Consider the following 26,988-nt stretch of genomic DNA (forward strand, 5'->3'; position numbering starts at 1 on the left):
GCGGACGTCTCGTGTCTCACCATGTCATGTTCGGGCGCGGCAGAATACCAGAGCGCGCGGTGATTGACGCCGTCTCGTCCCCCGGGGCAGGCGATCCGGGCAAGAAAGGCCAAATAAACCTGCAACATCAGCGCAATGTTGCGTAAAATCTCGCCCGTCGTTGACAACCTGATAGGTAGTGACAATGGGTAGGGCCTTCCAGAACCGCAAGGAATCCATGGCCAAAACGGCCGATGCCAAGACCAAGGTCTACAGCAAGTATGGCCGCGAAATCTATGTCTGCGCCAAGTCCGGTGGTACCGACCCTTCCGGCAACCTGACGCTTCGCGGGCTGATCGACAAGGCGAAGAAGGATCAGGTGCCCTCGCACGTGATTGAAAAAGCCCTCGACAAGGCCAAGGGCAGCGGGGGCGAAGATTTCTCGCCGGCGCGCTACGAAGGCTTCGGCCCCGGCAACTGCATGGTGATCGTCGAGTGCCTGACCGATAACCCGAACCGGACCTTCGGCGACGTTCGCGGTTGCTTCACCAAGACCAAGAGCAAGATCGGCACCCAGGGCTCGGTCAGCCATATGTTCGATCACTGCGCGATCTTCGCTTTCGCCGGCGAGGACGAGGAAGCCGTGCTCGAAGCGCTGATGGAAGCCGATGTCGATGTCACCGACATCGAAAGCGAAGAGGGCCGAATCACGGTATTCGCTCCGCATACCGAATACGCCAAGGCGAAGCAGGCGTTGATCGATACCTTCGGTGAGATCGAGTTCGAAGCCGACGAGATCCAGTTCCTGCCGCAGACCCACACGCCGCTGGAAGGCGACGACGTGGCCATGTTCGAGAAGTTCATCGACATGCTGAACGATCTCGACGACGTACAGAACGTCTATCACAACGCCGAGCTGCCTGAGAACGCCTGACGCGCTCGCTTCGAGATCTGCTCGGTCATCAACGAGAAACCCACCTCGCGGTGGGTTTCTTGCGTTCGGGCCGGTGAATTCGGCGTCAAGGGGCGAACCGCTTCAAGGGCTGGCCTTGGAAATCTTGGCGCCGTTCAACGACACCCCGCCCTGAATCCCCTGGTTGTTCATCACGAACGCGACGGCTTCCTGATTGGCGGTGTCGTTGGTGATCTGGCCGTTGGCGCCGATGTCCGCGACCGCGACGCCGGCACTGGCGCCGATGGACCAGCCGTTGTCGCTACGTACCCGATTGAGCGCTTTTTCCGTCATCAGCATGTAGATGACCGCCTGCGACTGCGCGCCGGCCTGAAAGCCGATCGAACCGCTGGTCGTGGTGTAGTAGCCCGCCTTGGCACCATCGACCAACAGCGATCCATCACCGTGGCTGGCGCCAACGATGAAACTGGCGCCCAGTACGCCCGGAAAGACCAGCACGCCTTCCGCACGGTCGGCCAACGCCCGGGAAGCCGGCACCGATCGATAGAGCCGATCCAGCGTCTGCTGTACGTCCTGATCCAGTTGCTCCCGCTGCGATATTCGGCTTTCGCGGTCGGCGGAAGTCGTCGTGGTGCAGGCGCTAAGCCCGCCGGCCAGCAACACACCGGCCATGATGCTCAAGGCAATTCGACGCCAGAGGATATGCGACATGCGTGGTTCTCCTGAATGAGTCATTTCGTTGACGTTGCCGTTTCGTCGTGTGTCTTGTGAATATCGTTTGCTCTATTAGGTATAGCCCAGCCTGGCGATTTCTGCGGCTTCCTGGCGTTGCGCTCGAGCGGGAAGGCCCAGACGCCGATTAATGGCGATTAAGGAACGCCACCATTCGTGGCCCACAGACTTGGGCAAGGGTTATCCGACGCTCTACGCTAGCGAATAGGCGGTTCAACGCCAACGAATAGCCAAAGGTGCCGACACGAAGGAGACAGCTCATGCCAGCCAAGTCCGAATCCCAGCAAATGGCCGCTGGTGCGTAAGCGTTCATTCGGGGACGTAGTAGACGCCCCCAGGCAAGCTGATCACTTCACTTCATGAAGCGGTGTCAGTAATTGCGGCGAGACTTTGTACTGTGTGGTTCCGTCTTCGGCCAGCACGATCACGCTCTTGCGGTTGATCTTGGTAACGATGCCGAACGCCCGTCCCTCCCGGGTGCTGAAGGAGACCTTGAGCCCGACACGCAGCTGGCTCAGCGCCTGCAGGGTTTCCTGTTCCTTGAGTTCATCGATGCGCTGGCAGATGACGTCATTGAGCTCCAGTAACTGATCGAGGGTCATCTCATCAATGCGCATGGCGAACGGCCTCTGGTGATTCGGGCTGTCTGTGCGGATGACGGGGATCGAGCAACGAGCGTAACGGCTTGTCCGCGAAGTGGGTCTTCCACCGTCTTGGCGTCAGTTGCGCGACCTCCCTGGCCGGGTGTTGGCTGATGCGCTGCAGCACATCCACCAGATAGGTGTACGGATTGACGTCATGCAGTTTGCAGGTGGTGATCAGGCTTTGGATGAGCCCGAGGTGTTCGGCGCCGAGTTCCGTCCAGCAAAACATCCAATTTTTCTTGCCCATTGGAATGGGGCGCAGCGCCCGCTCCAGGTGGTTGGTGTCCGGTTGTACGTCTGGATCTTCCAGGAACACGGTCAGGCTCGCTTCACGGCTGAGCATATAATTCAGGGCTTTGGTCAGCGCATCGCTGGGCAACAGCTCGCCACGTTCCAACTGATCGCGGCACCACTGGAAGAAGTCGTCGACGACTGGCTTCGAGTGCGCCAACCGGTACTGGCGCTTCGTCTCGCCAGTGAGCTGTTGAGCACGGATGTTGTCTTCGTTGTGATAGAGCTTGGCGATCTGCTGAAGCGCCTCGCCAGCCTGCTGCGGATGCTCCTTCTGGGCCTCGATGAAGTAACGCCGGCCGTGGACCCAGCACTGGGCATGGGTAACGCCGTCCTGTGCTGCGGCGTAGCGGGCATAGGCGGCGTACCCGTCGCTGATCAGCGTGCCGGTGAACTGCTCGCTCAGCACCTGCTCGATGTGGCCCCGTCCACGGCTGTTGGAGTAGGTGAACACCACCTCATCGTCATCGCCGTACAGCGGCCAGAACCAGCCGGATTTCATTTTGCCTTTTTGCGGGCCAGCCCGGCCCTGATGGCCGGCCTTGATTGGCGTTTCGTCCATGGCCAGCACCCGGCTGCGCAGCACATTATCGGTCTGGGCATCGACGATGGGGCGCAGCAGATCGATGGCGCGTTTGACCAGGTTGCTCAGCGTGCTGCGGCTGACGGTGACCCCAGCCTGCTGAATGCGCTGATGCTGGCGGTACAGCGGCAGATGGAACTGGAACTTGTCCACCAGCAGTCCGGCCAGCAGGCTGACATCGGCCAGGCTGTTGTCGAGCACGTTGGGCGGCGCCGGGGCGGTCACTGGCTTGTCGGTGCCTTTGCGGCGCAATACCGGGCGTTCGCACTGGAGTACCACATAGCTGGCCGCTCGCTGGGCTAGCCGGAAGGTAGTCTTGGTTCCGAGGATTTCATACCGATCGGCGTCCGGCCCAGTCAGCTCCGGCGGCAGCTGCTCGATGACTTCCACCGGCACATCGGCGCTGAAGCGCAGACCGGTATCGTTCAAGCAGTCATCGTCGCGCTGCTTCTTGGCGGTGCCGCGCTGATAGGCGCCGACCGTGCGCTTGTCATCCTCGGGCGCCTTGTCCGGGACGGGCGCCTGCTCCGGCTGGAACAGGCTGTCCTGTCCCGGCAGGTCAAAGACCTGCTTCTCGGACTTGGGGCCGAACAGCTGCTTCTTGAACCAATCCAGCTGGCGCTGCATCCCCTGAACCTGCTCGCGCAGCAGCGCGTTCTCCTCGACCAGGGCCGAGTGAGACGGTGCGGTGGGTTCAGGCGTGCAAGCAGTTGATTTCATGGCCGCTATTATACCGGACCCTGAGTGCTTACGCTGCTGAAAAACGCTTGAAGCGGCGAACTTTTTGCACCTCAATGCCGTCGATCAGCAGCTGCAGATCGGCCAGCGTCAACGCTCGCTGGCCAGACGCTGACGCACGCACCTGGAACTGACCCCGCTCCAGGCGCTTGGCCCACAAGCAATAACCGGTGCGGCTGAAGTACAGCATCTTCATCTGGGTCTTGCGCCGGTTGATGAACACAAAGTACTGGCCACTGAGCGGGTCGCGGTTGAGCTGGTTGCGTACCAGCGCGCTCAGTCCCCGGAAGGACTTACGCATGTCGGTGGGCTCGGTGCACAGCCAAATCCGGGCCTGGCTATCGAGCCCGATCATCCGTTCTGGCTCAGCCGCAGTTCGACGCCATTACCCAGACTCAACACAATAGTCCAACCTGGCCCGCAAGACGGCGAAGCGCCCATCAATGCCGACAGATCCAGAAAATCCGACTGCTCGGTCTCGGTCGAGTCAGAGACCGGGCTTTCGCAAAGCCGCTTGCGCCAGCTGCGAAAGCTGGCATAACCGATGCCTTGTTGCTTACAGAACTGCAGCGCGGACAGGCCGCTGTGGCGCTGCTGATCAATCAGACCCTGCCATTGGTCCGGAGTGCGGCGCTTGCTCATGAGAGTAACCTCGTGTTGATGAGTGTGAGGTTACTTTAGGGTCACGCTCGCTGGGATGGCAGGGCGTCCTGGAATGAACGCTTACGCTGGTGCCGCACTCGCTGCCAAACGTGGCGAGAAGAAGGCCAGCGAACTCAAGGGTGCATCGAAGTCGATGTACGATTCGATGGATGAAAAGGAACTCGAGAAGATGGCATCGGCCTCTCGCAAGGACAAACCCAAGCACAATCACAAATCCTGAATCTCGAACATTGCGGATAGCGAGCTTCGCGGTTCGCTTACCGAGGTGCCGCGCGGCCCGTGGTCGCACCTAGCTATGGTCGCACCAAGCCAAGGCCCTCATGGATTCAGGAGACGGCCGATGCGTCATTCTTTCACCGTCATCCCACGCTTCGCCGATCGCCGCGATGCCGGGCGTCAATTGGCCGAGCAGTTGATCGATGCGCCAAGAGCGGATCTCGTCCTGGCGCTACCGTGCGGCGGTGTCCCCGTTGCCTTCGAAATCGCCCGAACGCTGGATCTGCCATTGAGCCTGATCATGGTACGCAAGATCGGGGCACCGGGCCGTCCGGAATTCGGTATCGGTGCGGTCGTGGATGGCGATCCTCCCCAGCTGTATCTCAATGCCGAACTGGTCGAGATGGCCGGTGCATCGGATGCCTATCTTGCGGACGAGAAAGCGCGTCAGTTGAAGACGATCGAAAGCCGCCGGACCCGCTACCTGGGCGACCGCCCCGCCGTCGATGTCGCCGGACGCGCGGTGATCGTCGTCGACGATGGCATCGCCACGGGAGGCACCGCCCGGGCCGCGCTGGAGGCGATGCAGAAGCAGGGCGCCAGGCATGTCACACTGGCAGTGCCGGTTGCCTCGAGAGAGGCACTGGACCAGCTTCGCGACTGGGCCGATGAGATCGTCTGCCTCTCGGCACCGATCGATTTCAGCGCCGTCGGCAGTCATTACGAGGAATTCGACCAGACCACCGACGAAGAGGTGATCGAGCTGCTGGCACAGACCAAGGCTCCCGAGTCGTGACCTCCGGACAGGCTACAGGCGCCTGAAGCTCGACCGGACACAGCATGAACCACGACGTTTCCCGATCTCGTCCCGCCGTGACCTGTTCACCCGTTTCTTTCCTCCAGTTCCTCCAGTTCCTCCAGTTCCTCCAGTTCCTCCAGTTCCTCCAGTTCCTCCAGTCCTTCCAGTTCGTTCAGCCCACTCATCACATGCGACGCACCCATGCCGCCGCCCGATCCTGCGCGTTTTCTCTCCGTGGCAGATGATGACTCCAGACGAGCCCGCTTTTCGCCTACAATAACGGCCCCTAACGCCGTCACGAAGCAGGGTTTGCATGAGTCACGAGACGCCCACAGCCCCGGAACCCACGCCGCGCACCGAGACGCCCGCCGCGAGCCCGCCGCCGGTGATCGCCATCAGCGGCCTCTCCAAGCGTTACGATTCCGGCTTCTCAGCGCTGAAGCAGATCGACCTGGAGATCCAGCGCGGCGAGATCTTCGCCCTGCTCGGCCCCAATGGCGCCGGCAAGACGACCCTGATCAGCATCATCTGCGGGCTGGTCAACGCTACCGGCGGTAGCGTGACGGTCGACGGCCACGATAGCGTCACCGACTATCGTGCCGCACGGGCCAAGATCGGCCTGGTACCGCAGGAGCTGACCAGCGATGCCTTCGAGACCGTATGGAACACGGTGCGCTTCAGTCGTGGGCTGTTCGGCAAGGCGCCGGACGATGCCCACATCGAGCGCGTGCTCAAGGCGCTGTCGCTGTGGGACAAGCGCAAGAACAAGCTGATCACGCTCTCCGGCGGCATGAAGCGCCGCGTGCTGATTGCCAAGGCGTTGGCCCACGAGCCGGAAATCCTGTTCCTCGACGAGCCCACCGCCGGTGTCGATGTCGAGCTCCGGCGTGACATGTGGGAGGTGGTCAGGGAGCTTCGCAATAGCGGCGTGACCATCATCCTGACCACGCACTACATCGAGGAAGCCGAAGAGATGGCCGACCGCATCGGCGTCATCAATGGCGGCGAGATCGTGCTGGTACGGGAAAAGGCGACCCTGATGCGGCAACTCGGCAGCAAGCAGTTGACTCTGCACCTGCAGACACCGCTGGCCAGCGTTCCGCCGGCGCTGGCCCACTACCCGCTGACGCTGGCGGAGAACGGCAACGTGCTGGTCTATACCTACGACGCCAGCGAGGCCGGTGACAGCGATCACGTCAGCATCAGCGCGCTGATCAACGAGATCGAGGCCGCCGGGATCCGCTTCAAGGATCTGCATACCAAGCAAAGTTCGCTGGAAGATATCTTCGTCAACCTGGTCAGAGAGCGCCAATGAACCTGCAAGCCGTCCGCTCCATCTACTTCTTCGAAATGGCCCGCGCCGGGCGCACGCTGCTGCAGAGCCTGATCTCTCCGGTCATTTCGACATCGCTCTACTTCGTCGTTTTCGGCGCTGCCATCGGTTCGCGCATTCAGGAGGTCGAAGGCGTCAGCTACGGCGCCTTCATCGTGCCCGGCCTGATCATGCTGATGCTGCTCACGCAGAGCGTGTCGAACGCCTCGTTCGGGATCTTCTTCCCCAAGTTCACCGGCACCATCTACGAAGTGCTGTCGGCGCCGATCTCGTACTTCGAGATCGTGCTCGGCTATGTCGGCGCCGCCGCGTCGAAATCCGCGATTCTCGGGCTGGTAATTCTCGGCACGGCGAACTTCTTCGTCGATCTGCATATACAGCACCCCTTCATGATGCTGCTGTTTCTCCTGCTGACCGCGATCACCTTCAGCCTGCTCGGCTTCATCATCGGCATCTGGGCGGACAGCTTCGAGAAGCTGCAGCTGGTGCCGCTGCTGATCATTACGCCGTTGACGTTTCTCGGCGGCAGTTTCTACGCCATCGACATGCTGCCGCCGTTCTGGCAGGCGGTGACCCTGGCCAACCCGGTGGTCTACTTGGTCAGCGGCTTTCGCTGGAGCTTCTACGGCATCAGCGATGTCAGCGTGGTTGCCAGCCTGATCATGATCGGCGTCTTTCTGGCGGTCTGTCTGGGCGTGATCAGCTGGATCTTCCGTACCGGCTTTCGTCTTCGCCCCTGAGACGAAGACCCCAACCCGAACACGCCGTCGTCTTTCTTTCGCGGGCCGTCGACCGGACGCCCGCCCTTTTACGCTTCACGAGTCACGTCATGCCGATACTGCAAGCCTGCGCCCATCGCATCGATAAACAGAGCGACGAACAACCCACCACGCTGACCTGCGGCGAGGCGATGACCGACATGGCGATCGCGGACTCGCTGCTCGCGAACTTCAATTCGAGCTTTCACGGCAAACCCAAGGCGTGGGGGCACTTTGGCGAAGCCGGCGTGGAGGGAGACGCCGAAGACAGCGAGGCGGCGCCTGTCTCCTCGTCACGTTTCGCCTTCGAGCTCGAGCGCTATCGCAGCGGGGAAATCAACTTCACCGACTTTACCCGCCAGACCACCGAAAGCCTGATGCCGTTGCTCGATGCGCATCTTTCGATCGGCGGCCACTGGTGGTTCGTGCACTCCCGTCAGGGCGAGGCGGAATATCTGACGCTGGCCATGCTCCACCAGCGTGACGGCTACGGGTTCGATGACGATCTCAACCTCATTGCCGTCCAGCAACTCAATCTCGGCCAGTTGATGCTGGCCGCACGGATCGACCTGACCCAGTGGCAGCGCGGGCAGTCGCGCCAGTACATCACCTACGTGCAGGATCGGGGCAACAAGAAGCTGGTCGAAGCGTTCCGGGAGTGGCTGGGTTGTCAGGAAGGCGTCAATGCCGGCGCGGAGACCCGCACCCTGCTCAAGGCGTTCAGCGATTATGTCGGAAGCGAGGATCTGCCCGAAGAGGCCAGCCGGGAGAAGACCGAAACGCTGATCGAATACGCCAACGGCCAGGCCAAGCGCGGCGAGCCGATCACGCTCGACGAGCTCTCCGAGCTGGTCGACGAGCAGCAACCCAAGGCGTTCTACGACTATATCCGCAATCAGGACTACGGGCTGGCCGCCGAGATCCCGCCGGACAAGCGTACCCTGCAGCAGTTCAAGCGCTTTGCCGGCCGCGCCAGCGGCGTCTCGATCAGCTTCGACTCGCACCTGCTCGGCAACAGCATCGAATACGATGACGAGCGCGACCGCCTGATCATCAAACAGGTTCCCGGGCAGTTGAAGGAGCAGATCAAGCAGCGCAAGGGCTAAATCCAGTCAGCACGACTGTCGCCGTTCCAACGAAAAAGGCCCACCCCTTGCCGGAGTGGGCCATCTTTCTTATCGAAACCTACTGCAATATCTGCAGCGCTAGGTCACTTCCCGCGATTGGCCTTGACGCCTTCCTCGATACGACGGCCGATGGTCTCGTCGATGTTGCGCCAGTACTCGAACACGCGGGAGAGCACCGGTTCTTCGACACCGTTGGAGACGTGACCGACGACGTTGCTGACCAGACGGTCGCGCGCCGCGTCGTCCATCACCTTGTTGACCAGGTCGTTGGCCTGGCTGAAATCGTCGTCCGCCGGACGCAGCGTGTAGGCAGTGCGAACGAACTCGCCATCCGCCGACCATACGGCATCTTCCGGATAACGCGCGGGATCGGCCTTGGAGCCGCCCTTGCTGTTGGGCGCATAGACCGGATCGCTGGCGTTGCGCATGCGCATCGCGCCGCCCTTGCTGTAGCTGTTGACCGGCGACTTGGGCGTGTTGACCGGGATGTGCTTGTAGTTCACCCCGAGACGCGCACGGTGTGCATCGGCATAGGAGATGGAGCGCGCCAGCAGCATCTTGTCCGGCGAGAGGCCCGTACCGGGAACCATGTTGTTGGGTTCGAAGGCGGCCTGTTCGATCTGGGTATGGAAATCTTCCGGGTTGCGATCCAGCGTCATCTTGCCGACTTCCATCAGCGGATAGTCGCTGTGCGGCCAGACCTTGGTCAGGTCGAACGGGTTGAGGCGATAGGTCTTGGCATCCTCGAACGGCATGATCTGAACCTGTAGCGTCCAGGTCGGATAGTCGCCCCGCTTGATCGCGTTGAACAGGTCACGACGATGGTAGTCGGCATCGCTGCCCGCCATCTGGTCCGCCTGCTCCTGGGTCATGCATTTGATGCCCTGGTCGGTCTTGAAGTGATACTTGACCCAGAAACGCTCGCCCTCGGCGTTGACCCACATGTAGGTATGGCTGGAGTAGCCATTCATGTGACGCCAGCTGGCTGGCACGCCACGGTCACCCATCAGCCAGGTCACCTGGTGGGCCGTTTCCGGCGCCATGGTCCAGAAGTCCCACTGCATGTCGTGATCGCGCAGACCGTTGTCGGCACGGCGCTTCTGGGAGTGGATGAAGTGCTGGAACTTCATCGGATCGCGAACGAAGAAGACAGGGGTATTGTTACCCACCATGTCGAAGTTGCCTTCTTCGGTATAGAACTTGAGCGCGAAGCCTCGCGGATCGCGCCAGGTATCCGGGCTACCGGATTCACCCGCAACGGTGGAGAAGCGCGCGACCATCTCGGTCTTCTTGCCCGGCTGCAGAAACTTCGCCTTGGTATACCGGCTGATGTCATGCGTCACTTCGAAATGGCCGAAAGCGCCACCGCCCTTGGCGTGCGGCTGACGATCCGGAATCATTTCACGGTTGAATGCCGCCATCTGCTCCATCAGATAGTGATCGTGAAGCACGATCGGGCCATCAGGGCCGACGGAAAGCGCATTCTCTTCGCTCGCTACCGGAATACCGGCTTCTGTCGTCGTCGGTTTGCGAATGTCGCTAGTCACAGGCTATCTCCGTTATCTCTATGACGTGGCATCATTGCCACGCTAATTGTGTGTCTGGCGATTCGCACCGCAATCGATTCTATCGGTCGCTTGGCCCTTGGTTTGGCGCATCGCCTTTACCTTTGACTACCTCTGCATGGAACTTCTATATGCGAAGTATCACAACACAGATTAATGCTAGGTATAAATAGCGAGTGCTGTCCTGTCCACCAGGCTAATCGGCCCGAATCGGTTATTGTCGCATCAAGACCTTGGGTGAATTCACCAGGGAGCATCGCCTTCGCATCGTAAAGGCCCGGCTCCGCTGACGTTGGCGATAGTCAACATCTAGCCAAATCTATTTTTTAATAGATAAAGGAAATCAAAACGATGGAGAAATTCTATCGCCAAGGATGTATCCATCGTTTCGATACCGCACCTGGAGCCATCAGATCGCTTTCATCGTGCCTATAAATCGATCTAATCCATCGCATGGCTAAATTACATCAATGCCGGAACCAGAAATCGTTTCTATAGTGAGGGCTCGTCACACCATTCACCAAGTATTACGGCACATTTACGGAGCATGGCGTGAAAGGATTCATCAACTCGTTCGTCCCTCTCGGTCGAGGCGGGATAACACTCTTCGTCATGGCATTGCTCTCAGGTTGTAGCCATTCTTTACCGGGTTTCATGAATCCTCAGGGGCCGATCGCCGAGGCACAGAAACACCATTTCTGGTTCGTGGTGGTCGTTACACTGATCGTGGTGTTACCGGTAATCATCCAGACCCCGATCATCCTCTGGCGCTACCGTTACCGTGGCAATGCGGTCTATCGACCGCATTGGGACATGTCGCGCTGGCTGGATATCGCCATGTGGGGCGTGCCTGTCGTGGTCGTCATCGTGCTGGCCGTCGTGCTTTGGCGAGAAACCCACCAGCTCGATCCCTACCGCCCGCTCGATTCCGCCAAGCAGCCATTGCAGGTTCAAGTGGTGGGCTTCGACTGGAAGTGGCTTTTCATCTACCCCGAACAAGGCATTGCCAGCATGGGGCAACTGGTATTGCCGGAAGATCGCCCCATCGCATTTCAGCTGACGTCGGCCACCGTGCTGCAGACCTTCTTCATTCCAGCGCTCGGCAGCCAGATCGACGTCATGAATCGCATGGTCACGAAGCTTCATCTTCAAGCCGACAACACGGGACGCTTCCAGGGCAAGAACATGCAGTACAACGGCAGTGGCTTTCATCGTCAGCGCTTCATGACCCAAGTCGTCGATGATGCGCAATTCGATGACTTCGTAGCTCATGCTCGACGCGATGGCTATCGACTCGATCGACAACGCTTCACCCAGCTGAACGAAAAAAGCGATGCCACCGATTTCGCTGCCATGCTGGGAATCAAGAACTATCAGCATAGCGATCTCATGGCATTTTCGCCCATTCCGTCGCGACTCTTCGACGCCATTGCCCACCATGCACCGATCGACTGGACGTCGCTGACGCCATCGCCGCCCCAAAATCGCAAAACCATGGACGAACGGATGTCACCCTCGAACGCTACCCCCGCGCCTTTTGATGCCGAGGAAAACACTCACGATGAAGCTGACGACAACGGCGGGGAGAAGGCAACGTGAGCGATATCTGGAACTTTGTCTTCGGTCGCCTGGGCTGGGATGCCCTGCCCTTCTGGGAGGCCGTTCGCGATCCGACGACCTTCAATATCATCAATGGCATCATTGCCGGCGGCGCCGCTGGAATGGTCGTGCTGGGCGTGCTCGGCGCCGTGATCCTGGTGACCTGGCTGGGCAAGTGGAAATATCTGTGGTCGGAGTGGCTGACCAGTCCGGACCACAAGAAAATCGGGATCATGTTCATCGTCATCGCCATGGTCATGCTCTCCCGCGCGATCATCGAAGCGGCATTCATGCGCGCGCAGCAGGCCGTCGGGCTGGACGGGGGCTTTCTGTCGCCCGAACATTTCGGCGAGTTTTTCACCACTCACGGCACGATCATGATCTTCTTCATGGCGATGCCGTTCCTGACCGGCATCATCAATTACGTCATGCCGCTGCAGATCGGCGCCCGCGATCTATCGTTTCCGGTCATGAATCAGATCAGCCTTGGCCTTACCGCAGCGGGCGCGGCGATCATGATGATTTCACTGGTGCTGGCGCCATTCTCCACTGGCGGCTGGAGTGGCTATCCCCCCTATACGGAACTGTCCTACAGCCCTGATGCCGGGGTCGACTACTGGATTTGGGCGGTGACGCTATCCACGCTCTCCTCGACGCTGACCGGCATCAATTTCGCGGTGACGATCTATAAAAAGCGCGCGCCCGGCATGAAGCTATTTCGTATGCCGCTGTTTACCTGGACCGCGCTGAGCACCGCCATCCTGATGATCTTCGGCATGCCGCCGCTGACGGTCGCCACTGCCCTGCTGGCACTGGATCGCTATCTCGATTTTCACATGTTCACCAGTGATCTGGGTGGCAACATGATGAACTACATCAACCTTTTCTGGGCCTTCGGTCATCCCGAAGTCTACATTCTGATTCTGACGCCATTCGGTATCTATTCCGAGGTATTTTCGACTTTTTCAGGAAAACGACTCTACGGCTATACCCTGCTCGTGATCGCGACCATATGTATCGCCTTCCTCTCGTTTACCGTCTGGCTCCACCATTTCTTCACCATGGGGCAGAGCGCCGCCATCAATGCCGTCTTCGGCATCGCGACGATGCTGATCGGCATCCCGACCGGTGTAAAAGTGTACGACTGGATGCTGACCATGTATCGCGGACGAGTCAGACTATCGGCTCCCATGATCTACGCCGTCGGATTCATCATGCTGTTCGTGATCGGCGGTTTGACCGGCATCATTCTCGCCACCCCGAGCGTCGATTATCAAGTGCACAACTCGCTGTTCCTGATCGCTCATTTTCACAACATGCTGATTCCCGGAACGCTCTTCGGCATGCTGGCGGCTACCAATTTCTGGTTCCCCAAGGCCTTCGGCTTCCGTCTGGAAAAACGCTGGGGACGACGTGCCGCCTACTGTTGGGTCATCGGTTTCATGCTGGCGTTCTTCCCGCTTTATGCGCTCGGCGTACTGGGCATGCCGCGCCGCTCGCTGACCTTCTTCGAGCCCGCGTACCTGCCCTGGACCATTGCCGCCGGTTGCGGCGCGATCGTCATTCTCTTTGCCATGCTGTTCCTGCTGATCCAGCTCTGGGTGAGCGTCCGAGACCGCCATCATAACAACGTCTTTGTCGGCGATCCGTGGGATGGACGGAGCCTCGAATGGGCGACCAGTTCACCACCGCCGGAATACAACTTCCCGGTCATCCCCGAAGTGTTCAGCCGCGACGCCTTCATGGCCGAGAAAGAGCAGGGCAAGGCTTACCAGGTACCGGACGAATTCCCCGACATCGAAATGCCCGCCAACAGCGCCATGGGCGTGATCATCGCGGTGACCGGTACGGCGATGGCGTTTGGTCTGACCTGGTACATGTGGTGGCTGGTGATTCTCGCGGCGATGGTCACGCTGGTCGCCATCATTGCACGCGGCTACGTGCGCAAGACCACGCGCACCATACCCGGCGACGAAGTTCGCCGCACGCACCTGGCCTGGATCGAATGCGTGCGCCGAACGACGCCGGTCGACCGTTCGAAAGAGCAGACGAGGGAAAACCGGGGGCTCCCCGTGCCGCCCGTGGAAGGAGCCGTTCAATGACGACGACCACGAAGATACACCCCGGCCACACCGATCAGGCGAGACCCCGTGCGCACCATCCCGGCCTCAATCTCGGGCCAGCCCATCAAGAGAGCGAGGATACCCGCGAAGAGATGGTGTTCGGATTCTGGGTGTTCATGATGAGCGACCTGATCGTCTTCGGCCTGCTCTTCGCAACCTACGTCACCATGCTCGGCGGTACTGCCGGAGGCCCCGGCCCCAGTGACTTGTTCGAACTCAAGAGCGCCTTCATCGAAACGATGCTGTTATTGATCAGCAGCTTCACGTTCGGCATGGCATCGTTGGCGCTGAAATATCGCAGCGACCGGAAAGTTCTCGTCATCTGGCTACTGGTGACGCTACTGCTGGGGCTCGGGTTTCTCGCCCATGAGCTCTACGACTTCCACAAGATGTTCACCGAAGGCGGCGTGCCCAGCCGAAGCGGCTTTCTCTCGGCGTTCTTTTCCCTGGTGCCCTTGCATGGCCTTCACGTCATCGGGGCCTGTATCTGGTTGATTGCCCTGCTCGGCCAGATTGCCGTGCATGGGCTCGATCCGCCCACCAAGACCGGCCTGATGCGGCTGGCCATCCTCTGGCACTTCCTGGATGTGGTCTGGATCGGCATCTTTTCGCTGGTGTATCTGGGAGGCATCGTATGAGCCATCGCCAACTTTCCGAGCAGGAAGCGCGTGAGAAATCCAGCGAGTTGCGCAGCTATCTCTGGGGGTTCGGGCTGGCACTGATCCTCACGCTGATTCCGTTCGGCCTGGCGGCCTACACGCAGATGGCAGCGGGAACGCTCTATCTGGTCATTGCCGGCTGCGCCGTGATCCAGATCGTGGTCCACTTCCGCTTCTTCCTGCACATCACGCTGGCCAAGAACAAGCGTGAGGACCTGCAGTTGATCCTGTTTACCGCCCTGATCCTGGCCATCATGGTTGGCGGTACGCTGTGGATTCTCTTCAATCTCTACTATCGGATGATGCCCGACATGTTGCCCTGATCCGATGGATCGATCGTGGTCAGGTCGCCCGCGGCGACGATCGATCCCGGCCCGGCTTCCCGTAGCGCCTCCGGCACGAAAGGCGCCAGCCATCGATGGGTATCAGCTCGATTCCTGTGAATCGCCGGGCTGCAGATCGTTTGCCCTGGCGAACGCCAGAATCACTTGCCGCAAGACCTGACGCTGCTCCTCGGGCAGATCACGGTAGATCCGCAGCACCTCGTCTTCCTCCCCATTGACGGGTACGACCCGGGTCGCCTGCATGGGGGCGCGAACCTGCGAAGCCTGTTCACCGTAACGCAAGACCTGGGGCTCGATGCTCAACCATCTCGCCAACACTTGCAGTTTGTCCTGCGAGGGTATCGAATCGCCCCGCAACCACCGACGTACCGCCTGGAAGGTGATTGGCGACCCCCAGTAGCGCAAGTTGAACTCACGTTCCAGTACTGAAGGCCGAGGTTCATACCCAGCGGCGGTAAGCGCCGCCTTGAGGCGCAACGCGAACATGCTTTTTTCATCCATGGATTGAATTTGAACTATTTGTTCAATTTCCGTTGAACCATAGTTCAAATTTGTATTGAATTATTAATTCAACCCCCTATCGAATTTTGGAGTCGATAGTAGCCGTTGGGTCGCAGTCTCACTAGAAAATGCTCGTTGAATGCCACAGGGATGGGGCGAGGTAAAAGGCTTTGATGAGGTGCCACGCCGTGAACCTGGATCGCTACGAGACATGGCGCCAAGACGTCATGAACCAAACAAGACGAATCGACGCATTGACCGAAGAACGGCTCGACCGGGTTCGCTGGATCGCCAGGCAGCATTACAAGGTAGCGGATGCCTGTTTCACCCTGGTGGGTAACGATCAGCAATGGTGCAGGAACAGCGGAGGGTCGGTATCGACCGATATCCCCGATGCCCTGTCGCTCAACCATCACACCCTGCGTCACAACGAACTTTTCGTCATCGAGGATGCCTTGCGTCATCCCGAGTTCGCCAACCATCCCCAGGTCATCGGATCGCCCCACTGGCGTTTCTACGCCGGCGTACCCGTACGTGACATCGAGGGATCCTGCATAGGTACGCTCTGTCTCCTGCATACGTCGCCGATTCCGGCTCGGACGCTGGATTTCGAGATGCTCCATGTGCTTGCCCATCAGGTCGAGGACGAGATCGGCCGTCACCTGCTGACCCAACGCCCACCAGGGCTGACGCTCGACCAGATCGATACCCTGACCGGCCTGCCCGATCGGGGTCTGCTCCAGAAGCTGATGAAGGAAGAGCTGGCACTTGCCAGGCAATCCCAGGGCAACCTGTCGGTCTGTCTGATCAATCTGGACGGGTTCAAGAGCATCAACGAATCGCACGGCACCGCCGCTGGTAACGCCGTGCTGCAGATCATCGCCGAACGCCTGCGCGATGCCGTGCGTCGCAAGGACGTGGTGACGTATCTGGGAGGGGACGAATTCGCCATCATTCTGCGCGACGTGCTGAAGCCGGCGATCAGTCAACGCATCCTCGATCAGATCCGCGCCCCCATCCAGACGGCAGAGCACGTCCATAGCCTTACCGCCAGCATGGGTATCACCTGCTATCCCGATGACGAAGCGGATGCGGACGCGCTGCTGCACCATGCCTACCAGGCCATGTACTCGGCCAAGGAAGCTGGCAAGAACGGGTACTGCTATTTCGATCTCAAACTTCATCACTCTCGTCGCGAGCGCCTGGCCATCGCCCGTGATGTTCGCCTGGCACTGTCACAGCAACAGCTGGAACTCTTCTATCAACCGACGATCGACTACCACCTCGACACGGTAACGGGATTCGAAGGATTGCTACGCTGGCGCCTGCCCTCGGGCAAGATTCTGCCGCCGGGCCGCTTTCTCCCGCAGATAGAGCACACCTGGCTCGACATCGAGATAGGCAAATACGTCATCGACAAGGCAGTGACGGCTATCGAAGAGATCATGCGGCGTGGCCTGCCCTATTCGGTCAGTGTCAACGTCAATCCATCCAGTTTTCTGGATAGCGGCTTTGTCGATCACTTGCACCGCACCCTTGCACACCACGACCGAAGCCTGGTGGAACGGCTCACGCTGGAGATACTGGAAAGCGCCTCGCCGCAGGAGGACATGGATACCATTGCCGCCAATATCCAGGCTTGCCTCCAGCTCGGCCTGCAGCTATCGCTGGATGATTTCGGCACCGGTCAATCGTCGCTGAGTTACCTGCGCACTTTCCCCACCCAGAAGATCAAGATCGACCGCTCCTTCGTGATGGGGATGCTCGACAACCCCGAGGACGAAGCCATTGTCGCGGCGGTCATCGGTCTGTCGAAGAGCTTCAATCGGCAGTCCATTGCGGAGGGGGTAGAGAATGTCTCGATCGAGGCGCATCTCAAGGATCTCGGCTGCGACATCGGGCAGGGCTTCTACTACAGCCCCGCCCTGCCTTTCGAAGAAGCCCTTCAATGGGCGGATAATTACCAACGGCAACGCTGAATCACTCGACACGGAACCACTCGACACTGAATCACTCGACACGGAACCACTCCTGAATGGCCGGATCAGGTCTGCGCCGAATCGATCCCCGACGGTGTGGTCTCCCGGCTCCCAGCCCCTCGCACGAATCGCGTCAAGCGCACATCGACGGTCACGGTGAGCGCTTCCAGCGCCTCCGCCCTGGCCCGGCCTTCGGCACTGGCGCGGTAGAGGTGCGGCGTCATCGCCAGCAGGTCGGCAATGGCCTGTGGCTCCTCCAGCGCCAATGAATAACGGATCGTCTCCACGTCCTGCTGCACCAGCCCCTCGGGCACCACTGCCGATCGCTCGCGCTCCGGTTTCAGGCTGGGGTAGATGATCTCGCGCAACTCGCGAAGATGGTCCGGCCCGGCATCGGCCTGGATCAACACCCCGCCCGGCTCGAGCACGCGAACGAATTCCGGATAGACGGGGAAGCCGAACAGACACAGCACGCAGTCCAGCGAACCCTCCTGTACCGGCAGATTGGCGTTGCTGCCCACCACCCAACTGACACGCTCTTCCCGTCCATGGGTCGAAACTTGTCGACCGGCTGCGCTTTCCCGCGTCGCGGTGCCCTGGTCCTGCCTCGTAGCAGATAGCACCGCCCGCTCTTGCTTGGCGGCGCCCTTGTCCTGCTTGGCAGCAGATAACACCGCCCGCTCTTGCTTGGCGGCGCCCTTGTCCTGCTTGGCAGCAGATAGCACCGCCCACTTGGAGATATCCAGGCCCAACAGCGACAAGGCGGCATCGGGGGCGCTCGCCGCCGCCAGCTGACGCAGGTAATAACCTTCGCCGCAGCCGGCATCCAGGCAGCGGAACGCGTCGCCGGTGGGTTGTTCCGCCAGGGCAAGACGCGATACCGCCTCGGCGATGGGCTGGTAATGGCCCGCATTCAGGAAGCGCTGGCGTGCCGCCACCATCGCCTTGCTGTCTCCCGGATCGCGGGAACGCTTGTGCTGGACGGGCAGCAGGTGGGTATAGCCCTGCCGCGCGATATCGAAACTGTGACCGGCCGCGCAGCGCCACGTCTGGCCTTGGCGATGCATTGGATCCCCGTCCAGCGGACAGGCCAGCGCGGAAAAAGGAATGAAGGACATGATGCCACCACTTGCTCGTGAAGCCCGCCAGTGTACGCGAAATCCATCGTCGCTCGAGGCCTCGGCGCTCCGGAACGAACGACTACGACAGCGAACCCTGGTTGTCGCGCCCCGATAGTCTGCTGATCCCGAACCCTGCCAGTTCCGGCGCAGCGCGACCGCTCGTCAGCCATCGGCCCAGCGACTCCCCCATGGCGCTGGCAAACTTGAAACCGTGGCCGGAGAAACCGCCGGCAACGATCAGGCCGGGGAGCGGTTCATCGATCAGAAAGTGCTCGTCCGGGGTGCGGATATACTGGCAGACAGCGCCATGGCGCAGCGCACCAACGCCCGGCAGATAGCGGTCGATCACCTGCTGGAGCTCGGCGATATCCTCCGGATGTTCGCCAAACGGCGCCATCGTTTCGCCCGGCGCGAGGATCTGGCCGCTATCGTGTCGGCCGATCTTGAACCCGGCGCCATCGATGTCCGGGAAGCCGTAATAGATGCCTAGCTCGTCGTCGGTGAGGCTGAAGCCGGGGAAGCGCTCCGACACATAGCGGTCGTCGGCCTCGAACCAGGCGAACGTCTTGCGCACGCGAGTCAGCGGCAGCTCGATGCCGAGTTCGGCCAATAGCGGCGCCACGTGCTGCCCCGCGGAAACCAACAACCGGTCGGCGCTGAATCGCCGACCGTCATCGCAGGTCGCCGCATAACCGCCCTGCTCCAGAGGCTCCAGGCGCACGACACGAGCGCCTGACGTCAGCGTCACGTTGGCACTCCGTTCGACTCGCTGCCGCCAGCACTCGATGATCCGCTCGACCCGCAGCACTCCGGCGCGGGATTCGAAGCCGCCGCGCATCGAGGCATCGAGCCGCCATCCCGGCCAGCGCTCGGATGCCGCCGAGCCGTCCAAGCCCTCCAGCGGCAGATCATACTGCCGCGCACTCGCCTCGACCTGCTGGATGAACGGCGCCGAAGCCGGGCCGAGATTGAGCACTCCGGTGGGCAGAAACAACGATTCGCCCGTCTCTCGCTCGAGCTCGCGCCAGCGTTCCAGCGCGCGCAGGGCCAGCGAGACATAGCCGCTGCCCTCGCCATAGGCCAGCCGAATCAACCGGGTTTCGCCGTGATGCGCGCCCTGATCGTGGGGCGGGCGGTGGGCGTCGAGCACCCGCACCGCGGGCTGGCCGTTGGCACCGGAAGAGGCCACCAGATAATCCGCCGCCACCAGTCCCATGCTGCCGCCGCCGATGATCAGAAGATCCGTGTGTGTCTCAGAATGCATTCGAAAATTCCTGGGATCGATATCAGGCCGTCGAGGCTTCAGTGGGTTGCGCATCCGCCTGCTTGTCCTCGCTCCGGGCAATGATGGCGGTGCCGGTCAGATCGCCGGTCACGTTGAGCGCGGTACAGCCCATGCCGACCAGCGCATCGATCGAGGTCAACAGTGCCACGGTCTCGATCGGCAACCCGACCTGAGCGAAGACCGTCGCGATCATCACGATACCCGCGCCGGGCACCCCCGCCGTACCGATAGAGGTCAGCGTGCCGATCAGCACGATCTCGACCATGGTCATGAAGTCCAGCGGGATGCCGACCACGTTGGCGGCAAAGACAGCCGAGATCGCGATTCGGATCGCCGCGCCGTCCATGTTGATCGTCGCGCCGAGCGGCAGGCTGAAGCCGTAAAGGCTCTGCGGGATGCCCAGCCGCTGTGCCGCGTTCAGGGTCAGCGGCAGGGTACCGGTGCTGCTCTGGGTCGCGAAGGCCGTCGCCATTGGCGTACGCGCCTCGCGGAAGAACGCTCCCAGGCGCACGCCGAACGCCTTCATCAATACGCAATAGAGCACCAGATGCATGGCCAGCGCGAGATAGAGCACGATCACCATGGTGCCCAACGACAGGATGGTATCCTTGCCCTGCCTGGCCACCGTACCGGCCACGATGGCGAACACCCCGATGGGCACGTACTGGAGCACGCCTGCCATCACCTTCATGGTCACCGCATTCAAGCCTTCGATGACGCCGTAGAGCTTCTCGCCCAGCTCGCCCTGCCCCTCGCTGTGACGCATCTTCAGCAGCGCGATGCCGAACACGAAAGCGGTAAAGATGATCCCCAGCAGATTGGGCTCGGCGAGCGCGCCGACGATATTGTCCGGCACGATGCTCAACAGCACGCTGACCAGCCCCGGGTTTTCCGGCACGTCGATACTGGCGCCGTCGTCCAGCGTCATGCCACTGCCCGGCGAGAACAGCGACGCCACCGCCAGCCCGACCACGATCGCCATGGCCGAGGTCGCCACGTAATAACCAAACACCTTGCCACCGATGCGCCCCATACGGCCGAAATCGGCCTGATTGATGCCCACGATCAAGGTAAACAGCACGATCGGCACGATCAGGAACTGCAGCAATCGCAGCAGCAGATCGCCGAACGGCGCCAGCCAGCTCGCGACCGTCTCACCGCCGATCAACCCGACCACCACGCCGAGAACCAGCGCGATGGTCACGCGCAGGATCAGGGAAGCGTCGAGGTAGCCTCGAAATAGCGTTTTCATGGAGATGCCCTATCGAAAACAGTAGGCGGAATGGCTCTGTCGGATCTTCTCTTCATGACCAAAGATAAAGCTCATGAACGAAGACAAAGCCTAACGCAAAAAGCCCGGCACGTAGCCGGGCTCTGGACGGCAGATGCGCGATATCAGCCGTCGATCTTGTCCTGCGTCTTGGTGTCGAAGTCGCTGGCGTCGTGGCGTTCGTGAAGCTGGGTTTCCGGCTCGCCGAAGGTGCGGTTGACCATGCGCCCACGCTGCACGGCCGGGCGGGCGTCGATCTCCCTGGCCCAGCGCTGGACGTTCTCGTAGCTTTCCACGTCCAGGAACTCCGCGGCCTCGTACAGCCGTCCCAGCACCAGTTGCCCATACCAGGACCAGGTGGCGATGTCGGCGATAGTGTACTCGTCACCCGCCAGATAGCGCGATTCAGCCAGCCGGCGGTCGAGCACGTCGAGCTGACGCTTGGCTTCCATGGTGAAGCGATCAATGGCGTATTCGATCTTCTCCGACGCATACACGTAGAAGTGGCCGAAGCCGCCACCAAGATACGGCGCGCTGCCCATCTGCCAGAACAGCCAGTTCATGGTCTCGACCCGCTTGGCCGGGTCGGTCGGCAGGAAGGCTCCGAACTTCTCGGCCAGGTGCAGCAGGATCGAGCCGGACTCGAACACGCGAACCGGCTTGTCACCGCTGTAATCCATCAGCGCCGGAATCTTGGAATTCGGGTTGACCTCGACGAAGCCGCTGCCGAACTGATCGCCGTCGCCGATCTTGATCAGCCAGGCGTCGTACTCGGCGTCCTTGCCCAGCGCCAGCAGCTCCTCGAACATGACACCGGCCTTGACCCCGTTGGGCGTGGCCAGCGAGTAGAGCTGGAACGGATGCTTGCCGACCGGCAGCGCCTTGTCGTGGGTCGGCCCGGCGACCGGACGGTTGATGCTGGCGAACTTGCCGCCGCTCTCTTTATTGGGCGTCCAGACTTTCGGCGGAACGTACTCGTTTTGCTGGCTCATGAAGTTTTCCTCTCGATGAAGACTCGGCACCGTATGACGAAAAAACGCATGGCGAGTCGTAAGGGTTACCAAGGAAGGTAGCGTGTTAAGGATTATCTTGCGACCCCTCGAGCAAAAACCAACCTCTCGGCCGCTGTCATCCGATTCCGCCGAAGGCGATGTCCGGATGCAGCCACCATCGCTCGCCGACTTTTCATTCAGAGCCTAATCTGACGGAACCCGTCAATGCCGTTGTCTGCTTCAAGGAGCTTCCCATGACCGATCGCATCCTGGTGTTCTACGGTTCCTACCGATCCGACCGCGCCGGTATCCGCCTGGCCGACTATGCGGTGCGTACGCTCGCTGCCCGCGGCATCGACGCCGAACTGATCGATGCCAGGGCGATCGATCTTCCCATGCTGGATCGCATGTACAAGGAGTATCCCGAGGGCGAGGCGCCGGAGGCGATGGAAGCCCTGGCCGGCAAGATTCGCGAGGCGGACGGTTTCGTCTTCGTCACCGGCGAATACAACTGGGGCATGCAGCCGGGGCTCAAGAACCTGACCGATCACTTCCTGGAAGAGTGGTTCTGGCGGCCGGCCGGGATCGTCAGCTACTCCGCCGGCCGCCTCGGTGGCGCCCATGCCAACATGGCCTGGCGCGGCACGCTGGCCGAGATGGGCATGGTGGTGATCTCCAGCACGGTCGCCGTCGGGCAGATCGGCAAGACACTGGATGAAAGTGGCACGCCTCTCGGTGATGCCGGCGCCTCCTTCGAGCGTGCTTTCGGCCGGTTTGCCGACGACCTGGCCTGGTGGACCGAGGCGGGCAAACGTCAGCGCACGCATCGCGCACCGCCCTTCTAGAGCCCGTCCTTCCAGCGTCCGCTCTGCTGGATCCAGGCCCCCTGCCCCACCGACGCGCTACACTAGGTGCTGTCTGAAAAGTCGACGAGCTAAGGCCAGGCAAGGCAAAAATCGGCGAAAGCGGACCGGGCTGGCGCTCCAGCCGATTTTTAACGCCGCATGGGCGAGCGCAGTACTTTTCAGACAGTGCCTAGAGGGCTGCACTCCCCGTGGCAGCGGACAACGCCGGCCAGGGATCCCGGCCGGCTTCGGCTTCATGGACAAGGAACCTTCGAACTTCGCATGACGACGACTTTTCCCACAACGCCTATCTCCACAACGACGGTTTCTACAATGACCGTCTCCGCACCGACTGTCTCCACAACGACCTTGCCCACGATAGTCGTGCCCCGCCGCGGGCCGTCCCGCGCGCCATGAGCGATACTCGACTCTTCCGCTCGCTACGGCTCTACAACTATCGGGTCTGGGCTATCGGCGCGCTGGTCTCCAATATCGGCACCTGGATGCAACGCGTCGCCCAGGACTGGCTGGTGTTGACCATTCTCACCGACCACAACGCCAGTGCCGTGGGCATCACCATGGCGCTACAGTTCGGCCCGCAACTGCTGCTGTTGCCATTCACCGGCTACGCGGCGGATCGCTTCGACCGCCGCCGGCTGATCATGCTGACCCAGGCGCTGCTGGGCCTGCTGGCGCTGGGGCTCGGCCTGGTCACGGTGACCGGCGTGGTGACGCTGTGGCAGGTCTATGCGTTCGCGCTCGGTCTCGGCTGCGTGACCGCCTTCGACGGCCCTGCCCGCCAGGTATTCGTCAACGATCTGGTCGGCGAGCGCTATCTCGCCAATGCCGTCGCCCTCAACTCGACCTCCTTCAACAGCGCGCGGATGATCGGCCCGGCGGTGGCCGGCGTGCTGATCGCCGCGATCGGCACCGGCTGGGTCTTTCTCGTCAACGCGGTCTCTTTCGCGGCGGTGCTCGGATCGCTGTTCCTGCTGCGGACCGATCAGCTCTACACGTCGCTCAAGTCGGGCCGGCGCGCCGGCGGCCTGCTGGAAGGCTTTCGTTACGTGTGGAGACGCCCCGACCTGAAAGCGATGATGGTCATGCTGTTTCTGATCGGCACCTTCGGTTTCAACTTCCCGATCTATATCTCCACCATGTCGGTCACCGTCTTTCACGGCGGCGCCGACCAGTACGGCCTTCTGACCTCGGCACTGGCGATCGGCTCGGTGGGCGGCGCGCTCCTGGCTGCCCGTCGCGAACGACCCACCCTGCCGCTGCTGGCGATGTCGACGCTCGCCTTCGGCGTCTTCTGCATGCTGGCCGGCGTCGCGCCCCATGTCATCGTGTTCGCCGCGATGCTGACGATGACCGGGTTCTCGGCGCTGACCTTCAACACGGCGTCCAACGCGCTGATGCAGTTGACCACCGATCCCGCCATGCGCGGCCGCGTGATGGCGCTGCGGATGGCGGTGATCATGGGAGGCACGCCGCTCGGCGCCCCGATCGTCGGCTGGCTGGCCGACCATGCCGGGCCGCGCTGGGCGATGATGGTGGCCGCAGCCTCCGGCCTGATCGCGGCGACCGTCGCCGCCAGGCTGATCGTGCACGAAAGGCGGCGTCAGGCATCCGCCGGCTAGCAGCGCCTCATCGGGCGGCAGGCGGGTTCTCCCGGCGCATCGTCATGCCCGACATGCCGGGAGCCTGCTCGCGCATCAGCTCGATGAAGCGACGCAGACGCGGCGGATAGTCGTCGGCGTAGGGATAGACCAGGTAGACCGGCAGCGGCGAGGGATACCAGCTCGGCACCAGCTGGATCAGACGCCCCTCTTCCAGATCGTCGGCAACCCGCCAGGCCGAGACGATGGCGGCGCCGAAGCCGGAAACCGCGAGCCGGCGGATGGCCGCCAGGTTGTCGGTGCTCACCCGCGGGGCAATGGCGAAGTGCTGCTCGCGACCGTCGACGGCGTGTGTCAGCGAGACGCGATCGCGGTAGAAGGTGCGCAGCGCCAGCCAGGGTAGCGAAGCCACGGCATCGATATCGTCGATCTCGATCCCGGCCACCACTTCCGGCGCGGCCACCACGATACGCGGCACCTCCGCTACGGGCACGGCGACGACCGCCGGGTCCTCTACCTTGCCGACACGAATCACGCAGTCGATGCCTTCGGCAATGAAGTCCGGATAGCGATCGTGCAGCAGCCACTCGACGCTGACCTCCGGGCAGTCTCGAAGGTAGGATTCGAGCAGTTCCAGCAGCTGCTCCTGGCCGAAGGCATGCGGCACCAGCACGCGCAGCCTGCCACGCGGCGTCTCGGTCAATCCCTGGAGATCCTGGGCCATCGAGTCCCAGCGCTCGCAAACGCCCTGGGCATGGCGAAAGCAGCGCTCGCCGTCATCGGTCAGGCTGAGACGATGGGTCGAGCGTTGCACCAGCCGCAGCCCCAGCATGCTCTCCAGCGCCTTGAGTCGCCGGCTGACGGTGGGCTGGCTCACGTCCAGGCGCTGGGCGGCGGCGGACAGACTGCCGGTTTCGACGATACGCATGAAGGTCTGCAACAGTTCGAGGCGATCGGCGGAGCCGAAGCGGGCGTCATCCATGGCGTGTCATTCATCCTGTGCATAGGCGTTGTGCGAATCACGCTACTACACGCGATGGTCATACACTATCAGAATGCACGGCATCCCAAACCCGCATTCAGGAACTCGTCATGAACCGCGCTTCTTCGAACGCGACGGCGCCACCCGCGCTATCCCGCCGGCTGATACTACTGCTGGCGATCAGCGCCGGGCTCAGCGTCGCCTCGCTCTACTACGTGCAGCCGCTGCTAGGCATTCTGGCGGCGGATATCGACATCGATGCCCGCACGGCCGGGCTGATTCCGACGCTGACCCAGCTCGGCTACGCACTGGGCATTCTGCTGTTGATCCCGCTGGGCGACCGGGTGGATCGCCGCCGCCTGATCGTGATCAAGGCCATTCTGCTGGCCCTGGCGTTGCTGGCGACTGCGCTGGCGCCGTCGATCGCCACCCTGCTGGTCGCGAGCCTCTCCGTCGGCCTGACCGCGACCATTGCGCAGGACATCGTGCCGGCCGCCGCCGTGCTGGCCGCCGATCGCGAACGCGGCAAGGTCGTCGCCACGGTGATGACCGGCCTGCTGCTGGGCATTCTGCTGTCACGTGTCGTCAGCGGCCTGGTCGCCGAAGCCCTCGGCTGGCGCGCCATGTTCTTCATCGCCATGGGGCTGATCGTGCTCATCAGCGTGGCGCTGTGGCGCGGCCTGCCCCGGTTCGAACCGACCTCGCGGCTCAGCTATCGTGCCCTGCTGGCGACGCTGTACCACCTGTGGCGGGACCAGCCGGAACTGCGCCGCGCCGCCACGGCGCAGGCGCTGCTATCGGTCGCCTTCAGCGCGTTTTGGTCGACGCTGTCGATCCACCTTCTCGAGAGTTACCAGCTCGGAAGCGCGGTCTCCGGCGCGTTCGGACTGGCTGGCGCCGCCGGTGCGCTCGCTGCGCCGCTTGCCGGGCGCATGGCCGATCGACGCGGCCCGCATCAGGTCACGCGCATCGGCAGCGCGATCGTGGTGCTCTCCTTCCTGGCGATGGCGGCCGAACCCTGGCTGCCCGCGCCGCTGGCCCTGGGGCTGATCGTGATCGGCGCGCTGGGCTTCGATTTCGGCATACAGGCCACGCTCGTCTCCCACCAGACCTTGATCTACGGGCTCGATCCCGCCGCCCGCAGCCGTCTCAACGCAGTGATGTTCACGCTGATCTTCATCGGCATGGCGGCGGGTTCCGCACTGGGAAGTCTGCTGCTCGGTGCGTGGGGCTGGCCGGGCGTGATCGCGCTGGCAACGGTATCGGCGCTGGGCGCGTTCCTGATCCGCCTGCTCGACCGGACGCCGACGCTGGCTGCGCAGCGCTGA

The 26,988-nt window shown here is 61.7% G+C and carries 26 protein-coding genes; 14 read left to right on the forward strand and 12 right to left on the reverse strand.

From position 1 onward, the window contains the following. Window positions 1-184 precede the first annotated feature (184 nt). A complete protein-coding gene (locus ACWHY3_RS14225; protein WP_448126821.1) occupies window positions 185-913 on the forward strand; it encodes a YebC/PmpR family DNA-binding transcriptional regulator in 729 nt (242 codons plus the stop codon). A 102-nt stretch (window positions 914-1,015) separates the two neighbouring features. Here ACWHY3_RS14225 and ACWHY3_RS14230 read toward each other — a convergent pair whose 3' ends face one another. The 5 genes from ACWHY3_RS14230 to tnpA all read right to left on the reverse strand — a co-directional run bounded on the left by ACWHY3_RS14230 (window position 1,016) and on the right by tnpA (window position 4,522). Then, window positions 1,016-1,603, reverse strand: a complete 588-nt coding sequence (locus ACWHY3_RS14230) for a BPSL1445 family SYLF domain-containing lipoprotein (RefSeq protein ID WP_448126822.1) — start codon at window positions 1,601-1,603, stop codon at window positions 1,016-1,018. A 368-nt stretch (window positions 1,604-1,971) separates the two neighbouring features. Continuing rightward, a complete protein-coding gene (locus ACWHY3_RS14235) occupies window positions 1,972-2,241 on the reverse strand; it encodes a hypothetical protein (RefSeq protein WP_087721073.1) in 270 nt (89 codons plus the stop codon). Further along, complete coding sequence (gene tnpC / locus ACWHY3_RS14240) at window positions 2,231-3,862, reverse strand: IS66 family transposase (RefSeq protein ID WP_179208974.1); 1,632 nt, start codon at window positions 3,860-3,862, stop codon at window positions 2,231-2,233. Before tnpC ends, ACWHY3_RS14235 begins: the two co-directional genes overlap by 11 nt. Before the next feature lie 28 nt (window positions 3,863-3,890). Next, window positions 3,891-4,235, reverse strand: coding sequence for an IS66 family insertion sequence element accessory protein TnpB (tnpB, locus tag ACWHY3_RS14245; protein WP_087721071.1), 345 nt, complete (start codon window positions 4,233-4,235; stop codon window positions 3,891-3,893). Next, entirely contained in the window at window positions 4,232-4,522 is a 291-nt protein-coding gene (gene tnpA / locus ACWHY3_RS14250) for an IS66 family insertion sequence element accessory protein TnpA (RefSeq protein ID WP_087721070.1), read from the reverse strand. The genes tnpB and tnpA overlap by 4 nt, the downstream gene beginning before the upstream one ends. 73 nt (window positions 4,523-4,595) lie before the next feature. On the opposite strand from tnpA, the gene ACWHY3_RS14255 reads away from it, so the two are divergent. From ACWHY3_RS14255 to ACWHY3_RS14275, 5 genes are all read left to right on the forward strand, one after another. After that, the gene (locus ACWHY3_RS14255) at window positions 4,596-4,763 is read left to right on the forward strand and encodes a DUF3008 family protein (RefSeq protein ID WP_448126823.1); all 168 of its coding nucleotides are present in this window, start codon (window positions 4,596-4,598) and stop codon (window positions 4,761-4,763) included. Between the two features lie 120 nt (window positions 4,764-4,883). Then, the gene (locus ACWHY3_RS14260) at window positions 4,884-5,555 is read left to right on the forward strand and encodes a phosphoribosyltransferase (RefSeq protein ID WP_332779150.1); all 672 of its coding nucleotides are present in this window, start codon (window positions 4,884-4,886) and stop codon (window positions 5,553-5,555) included. Window positions 5,556-5,871: 316 nt separating this feature from the next. Then, window positions 5,872-6,873: an ABC transporter ATP-binding protein gene (locus ACWHY3_RS14265; RefSeq protein WP_087718379.1), complete on the forward strand. Its 1,002-nt coding sequence runs from the start codon at window positions 5,872-5,874 to the stop codon at window positions 6,871-6,873. Continuing rightward, entirely contained in the window at window positions 6,870-7,631 is a 762-nt protein-coding gene (locus ACWHY3_RS14270; protein ID WP_448126824.1) for an ABC transporter permease, read from the forward strand. The genes ACWHY3_RS14265 and ACWHY3_RS14270 overlap by 4 nt, the downstream gene beginning before the upstream one ends. A gap of 89 nt (window positions 7,632-7,720) precedes the next feature. Further along, on the forward strand, window positions 7,721-8,755 hold the full coding sequence (locus ACWHY3_RS14275) for a nucleoid-associated protein (RefSeq protein WP_448126825.1): 1,035 nt from the start codon (window positions 7,721-7,723) through the stop codon (window positions 8,753-8,755). Between the two features lie 104 nt (window positions 8,756-8,859). On the opposite strand, the gene ACWHY3_RS14280 is transcribed toward ACWHY3_RS14275, so the two are convergent. Beyond that, window positions 8,860-10,323 (reverse strand): catalase, encoded by a 1,464-nt coding sequence (locus tag ACWHY3_RS14280; protein ID WP_448126826.1) that lies wholly within the window; start codon window positions 10,321-10,323, stop codon window positions 8,860-8,862. A gap of 672 nt (window positions 10,324-10,995) precedes the next feature. On the opposite strand from ACWHY3_RS14280, the gene ACWHY3_RS14285 reads away from it, so the two are divergent. Genes ACWHY3_RS14285 through cyoD form a run of 4 tightly spaced genes read left to right on the forward strand, consistent with a single transcriptional unit; the run spans window position 10,996 to window position 15,045 of the window. After that, window positions 10,996-11,940 carry a ubiquinol oxidase subunit II gene (locus ACWHY3_RS14285; RefSeq protein WP_448126827.1) on the forward strand — a complete coding sequence of 315 codons (945 nt, stop codon included), beginning with the start codon at window positions 10,996-10,998 and terminating at the stop codon, window positions 11,938-11,940. Further along, the gene (locus tag ACWHY3_RS14290) at window positions 11,937-14,042 is read left to right on the forward strand and encodes a cbb3-type cytochrome c oxidase subunit I (RefSeq protein WP_448126828.1); all 2,106 of its coding nucleotides are present in this window, start codon (window positions 11,937-11,939) and stop codon (window positions 14,040-14,042) included. Before ACWHY3_RS14285 ends, ACWHY3_RS14290 begins: the two co-directional genes overlap by 4 nt. Beyond that, a complete protein-coding gene (locus ACWHY3_RS14295) occupies window positions 14,039-14,701 on the forward strand; it encodes a cytochrome c oxidase subunit 3 (RefSeq protein ID WP_332779146.1) in 663 nt (220 codons plus the stop codon). The genes ACWHY3_RS14290 and ACWHY3_RS14295 overlap by 4 nt, the downstream gene beginning before the upstream one ends. Next, window positions 14,698-15,045, forward strand: coding sequence for a cytochrome o ubiquinol oxidase subunit IV (gene cyoD / locus ACWHY3_RS14300; protein ID WP_448126829.1), 348 nt, complete (start codon window positions 14,698-14,700; stop codon window positions 15,043-15,045). Before ACWHY3_RS14295 ends, cyoD begins: the two co-directional genes overlap by 4 nt. Window positions 15,046-15,147: 102 nt before the next feature. Here cyoD and ACWHY3_RS14305 read toward each other — a convergent pair whose 3' ends face one another. Then, window positions 15,148-15,552: a transcriptional regulator gene (locus tag ACWHY3_RS14305; RefSeq protein WP_448126830.1), complete on the reverse strand. Its 405-nt coding sequence runs from the start codon at window positions 15,550-15,552 to the stop codon at window positions 15,148-15,150. 203 nt (window positions 15,553-15,755) lie between these two features. Here ACWHY3_RS14305 and ACWHY3_RS14310 point away from each other — a divergent pair, with 203 nt between their 5' ends. Continuing rightward, window positions 15,756-17,546: a putative bifunctional diguanylate cyclase/phosphodiesterase gene (locus tag ACWHY3_RS14310; RefSeq protein ID WP_448126831.1), complete on the forward strand. Its 1,791-nt coding sequence runs from the start codon at window positions 15,756-15,758 to the stop codon at window positions 17,544-17,546. 65 nt (window positions 17,547-17,611) lie between these two features. On the opposite strand, the gene ACWHY3_RS14315 is transcribed toward ACWHY3_RS14310, so the two are convergent. The 4 genes from ACWHY3_RS14315 to yghU form a co-directional block, all read right to left on the reverse strand. Beyond that, window positions 17,612-18,664 carry a putative RNA methyltransferase gene (locus ACWHY3_RS14315; RefSeq protein WP_332779142.1) on the reverse strand — a complete coding sequence of 351 codons (1,053 nt, stop codon included), beginning with the start codon at window positions 18,662-18,664 and terminating at the stop codon, window positions 17,612-17,614. Between the two features lie 82 nt (window positions 18,665-18,746). Then, entirely contained in the window at window positions 18,747-19,931 is a 1,185-nt protein-coding gene (solA, locus tag ACWHY3_RS14320; protein ID WP_332779141.1) for an N-methyl-L-tryptophan oxidase, read from the reverse strand. Between the two features lie 22 nt (window positions 19,932-19,953). Next, window positions 19,954-21,204, reverse strand: coding sequence for a dicarboxylate/amino acid:cation symporter (locus tag ACWHY3_RS14325; RefSeq protein WP_087718361.1), 1,251 nt, complete (start codon window positions 21,202-21,204; stop codon window positions 19,954-19,956). Between the two features lie 143 nt (window positions 21,205-21,347). Then, window positions 21,348-22,214, reverse strand: coding sequence for a glutathione-dependent disulfide-bond oxidoreductase (yghU, locus tag ACWHY3_RS14330; RefSeq protein WP_448126832.1), 867 nt, complete (start codon window positions 22,212-22,214; stop codon window positions 21,348-21,350). Between the two features lie 254 nt (window positions 22,215-22,468). Here yghU and ACWHY3_RS14335 point away from each other — a divergent pair, with 254 nt between their 5' ends. Next, window positions 22,469-23,059 (forward strand): NADPH-dependent FMN reductase, encoded by a 591-nt coding sequence (locus ACWHY3_RS14335; protein ID WP_448126833.1) that lies wholly within the window; start codon window positions 22,469-22,471, stop codon window positions 23,057-23,059. A gap of 413 nt (window positions 23,060-23,472) precedes the next feature. Beyond that, window positions 23,473-24,699 carry an MFS transporter gene (locus ACWHY3_RS14340; RefSeq protein WP_448126834.1) on the forward strand — a complete coding sequence of 409 codons (1,227 nt, stop codon included), beginning with the start codon at window positions 23,473-23,475 and terminating at the stop codon, window positions 24,697-24,699. A 7-nt stretch (window positions 24,700-24,706) separates the two neighbouring features. Here the strand turns inward: ACWHY3_RS14340 and ACWHY3_RS14345 are convergent, their stop codons facing one another. Next, window positions 24,707-25,660, reverse strand: coding sequence for a LysR family transcriptional regulator (locus tag ACWHY3_RS14345; protein WP_448126835.1), 954 nt, complete (start codon window positions 25,658-25,660; stop codon window positions 24,707-24,709). Window positions 25,661-25,770: 110 nt separating this feature from the next. On the opposite strand from ACWHY3_RS14345, the gene ACWHY3_RS14350 reads away from it, so the two are divergent. Further along, a complete protein-coding gene (locus tag ACWHY3_RS14350; RefSeq protein ID WP_448126836.1) occupies window positions 25,771-26,988 on the forward strand; it encodes an MFS transporter in 1,218 nt (405 codons plus the stop codon).

The organism is Salinicola sp. NYA28a (genome assembly GCF_976982775.1).

Coding starts and splice junctions, on each gene's coding strand:
- ACWHY3_RS14225 (WP_448126821.1), top strand. CDS start 185: ATGGGTAGGGCCTTCCAGAACCGCAAGGAATCCATGGCCAAAACGGCC.
- ACWHY3_RS14230 (WP_448126822.1), bottom strand. CDS start 1,603: ATGTCGCATATCCTCTGGCGTCGAATTGCCTTGAGCATCATGGCCGGT.
- ACWHY3_RS14235 (WP_087721073.1), bottom strand. CDS start 2,241: ATGCGCATTGATGAGATGACCCTCGATCAGTTACTGGAGCTCAATGAC.
- tnpC (WP_179208974.1), bottom strand. CDS start 3,862: ATGAAATCAACTGCTTGCACGCCTGAACCCACCGCACCGTCTCACTCG.
- tnpB (WP_087721071.1), bottom strand. CDS start 4,235: ATGATCGGGCTCGATAGCCAGGCCCGGATTTGGCTGTGCACCGAGCCC.
- tnpA (WP_087721070.1), bottom strand. CDS start 4,522: ATGAGCAAGCGCCGCACTCCGGACCAATGGCAGGGTCTGATTGATCAG.
- ACWHY3_RS14255 (WP_448126823.1), top strand. CDS start 4,596: ATGAACGCTTACGCTGGTGCCGCACTCGCTGCCAAACGTGGCGAGAAG.
- ACWHY3_RS14260 (WP_332779150.1), top strand. CDS start 4,884: ATGCGTCATTCTTTCACCGTCATCCCACGCTTCGCCGATCGCCGCGAT.
- ACWHY3_RS14265 (WP_087718379.1), top strand. CDS start 5,872: ATGAGTCACGAGACGCCCACAGCCCCGGAACCCACGCCGCGCACCGAG.
- ACWHY3_RS14270 (WP_448126824.1), top strand. CDS start 6,870: ATGAACCTGCAAGCCGTCCGCTCCATCTACTTCTTCGAAATGGCCCGC.
- ACWHY3_RS14275 (WP_448126825.1), top strand. CDS start 7,721: ATGCCGATACTGCAAGCCTGCGCCCATCGCATCGATAAACAGAGCGAC.
- ACWHY3_RS14285 (WP_448126827.1), top strand. CDS start 10,996: ATGAATCCTCAGGGGCCGATCGCCGAGGCACAGAAACACCATTTCTGG.
- ACWHY3_RS14295 (WP_332779146.1), top strand. CDS start 14,039: ATGACGACGACCACGAAGATACACCCCGGCCACACCGATCAGGCGAGA.
- cyoD (WP_448126829.1), top strand. CDS start 14,698: ATGAGCCATCGCCAACTTTCCGAGCAGGAAGCGCGTGAGAAATCCAGC.
- ACWHY3_RS14305 (WP_448126830.1), bottom strand. CDS start 15,552: ATGTTCGCGTTGCGCCTCAAGGCGGCGCTTACCGCCGCTGGGTATGAA.
- ACWHY3_RS14315 (WP_332779142.1), bottom strand. CDS start 18,664: ATGTCCTTCATTCCTTTTTCCGCGCTGGCCTGTCCGCTGGACGGGGAT.
- solA (WP_332779141.1), bottom strand. CDS start 19,931: ATGCATTCTGAGACACACACGGATCTTCTGATCATCGGCGGCGGCAGC.
- ACWHY3_RS14325 (WP_087718361.1), bottom strand. CDS start 21,204: ATGAAAACGCTATTTCGAGGCTACCTCGACGCTTCCCTGATCCTGCGC.
- yghU (WP_448126832.1), bottom strand. CDS start 22,214: ATGAGCCAGCAAAACGAGTACGTTCCGCCGAAAGTCTGGACGCCCAAT.
- ACWHY3_RS14335 (WP_448126833.1), top strand. CDS start 22,469: ATGACCGATCGCATCCTGGTGTTCTACGGTTCCTACCGATCCGACCGC.
- ACWHY3_RS14340 (WP_448126834.1), top strand. CDS start 23,473: ATGAGCGATACTCGACTCTTCCGCTCGCTACGGCTCTACAACTATCGG.
- ACWHY3_RS14345 (WP_448126835.1), bottom strand. CDS start 25,660: ATGGATGACGCCCGCTTCGGCTCCGCCGATCGCCTCGAACTGTTGCAG.
- ACWHY3_RS14350 (WP_448126836.1), top strand. CDS start 25,771: ATGAACCGCGCTTCTTCGAACGCGACGGCGCCACCCGCGCTATCCCGC.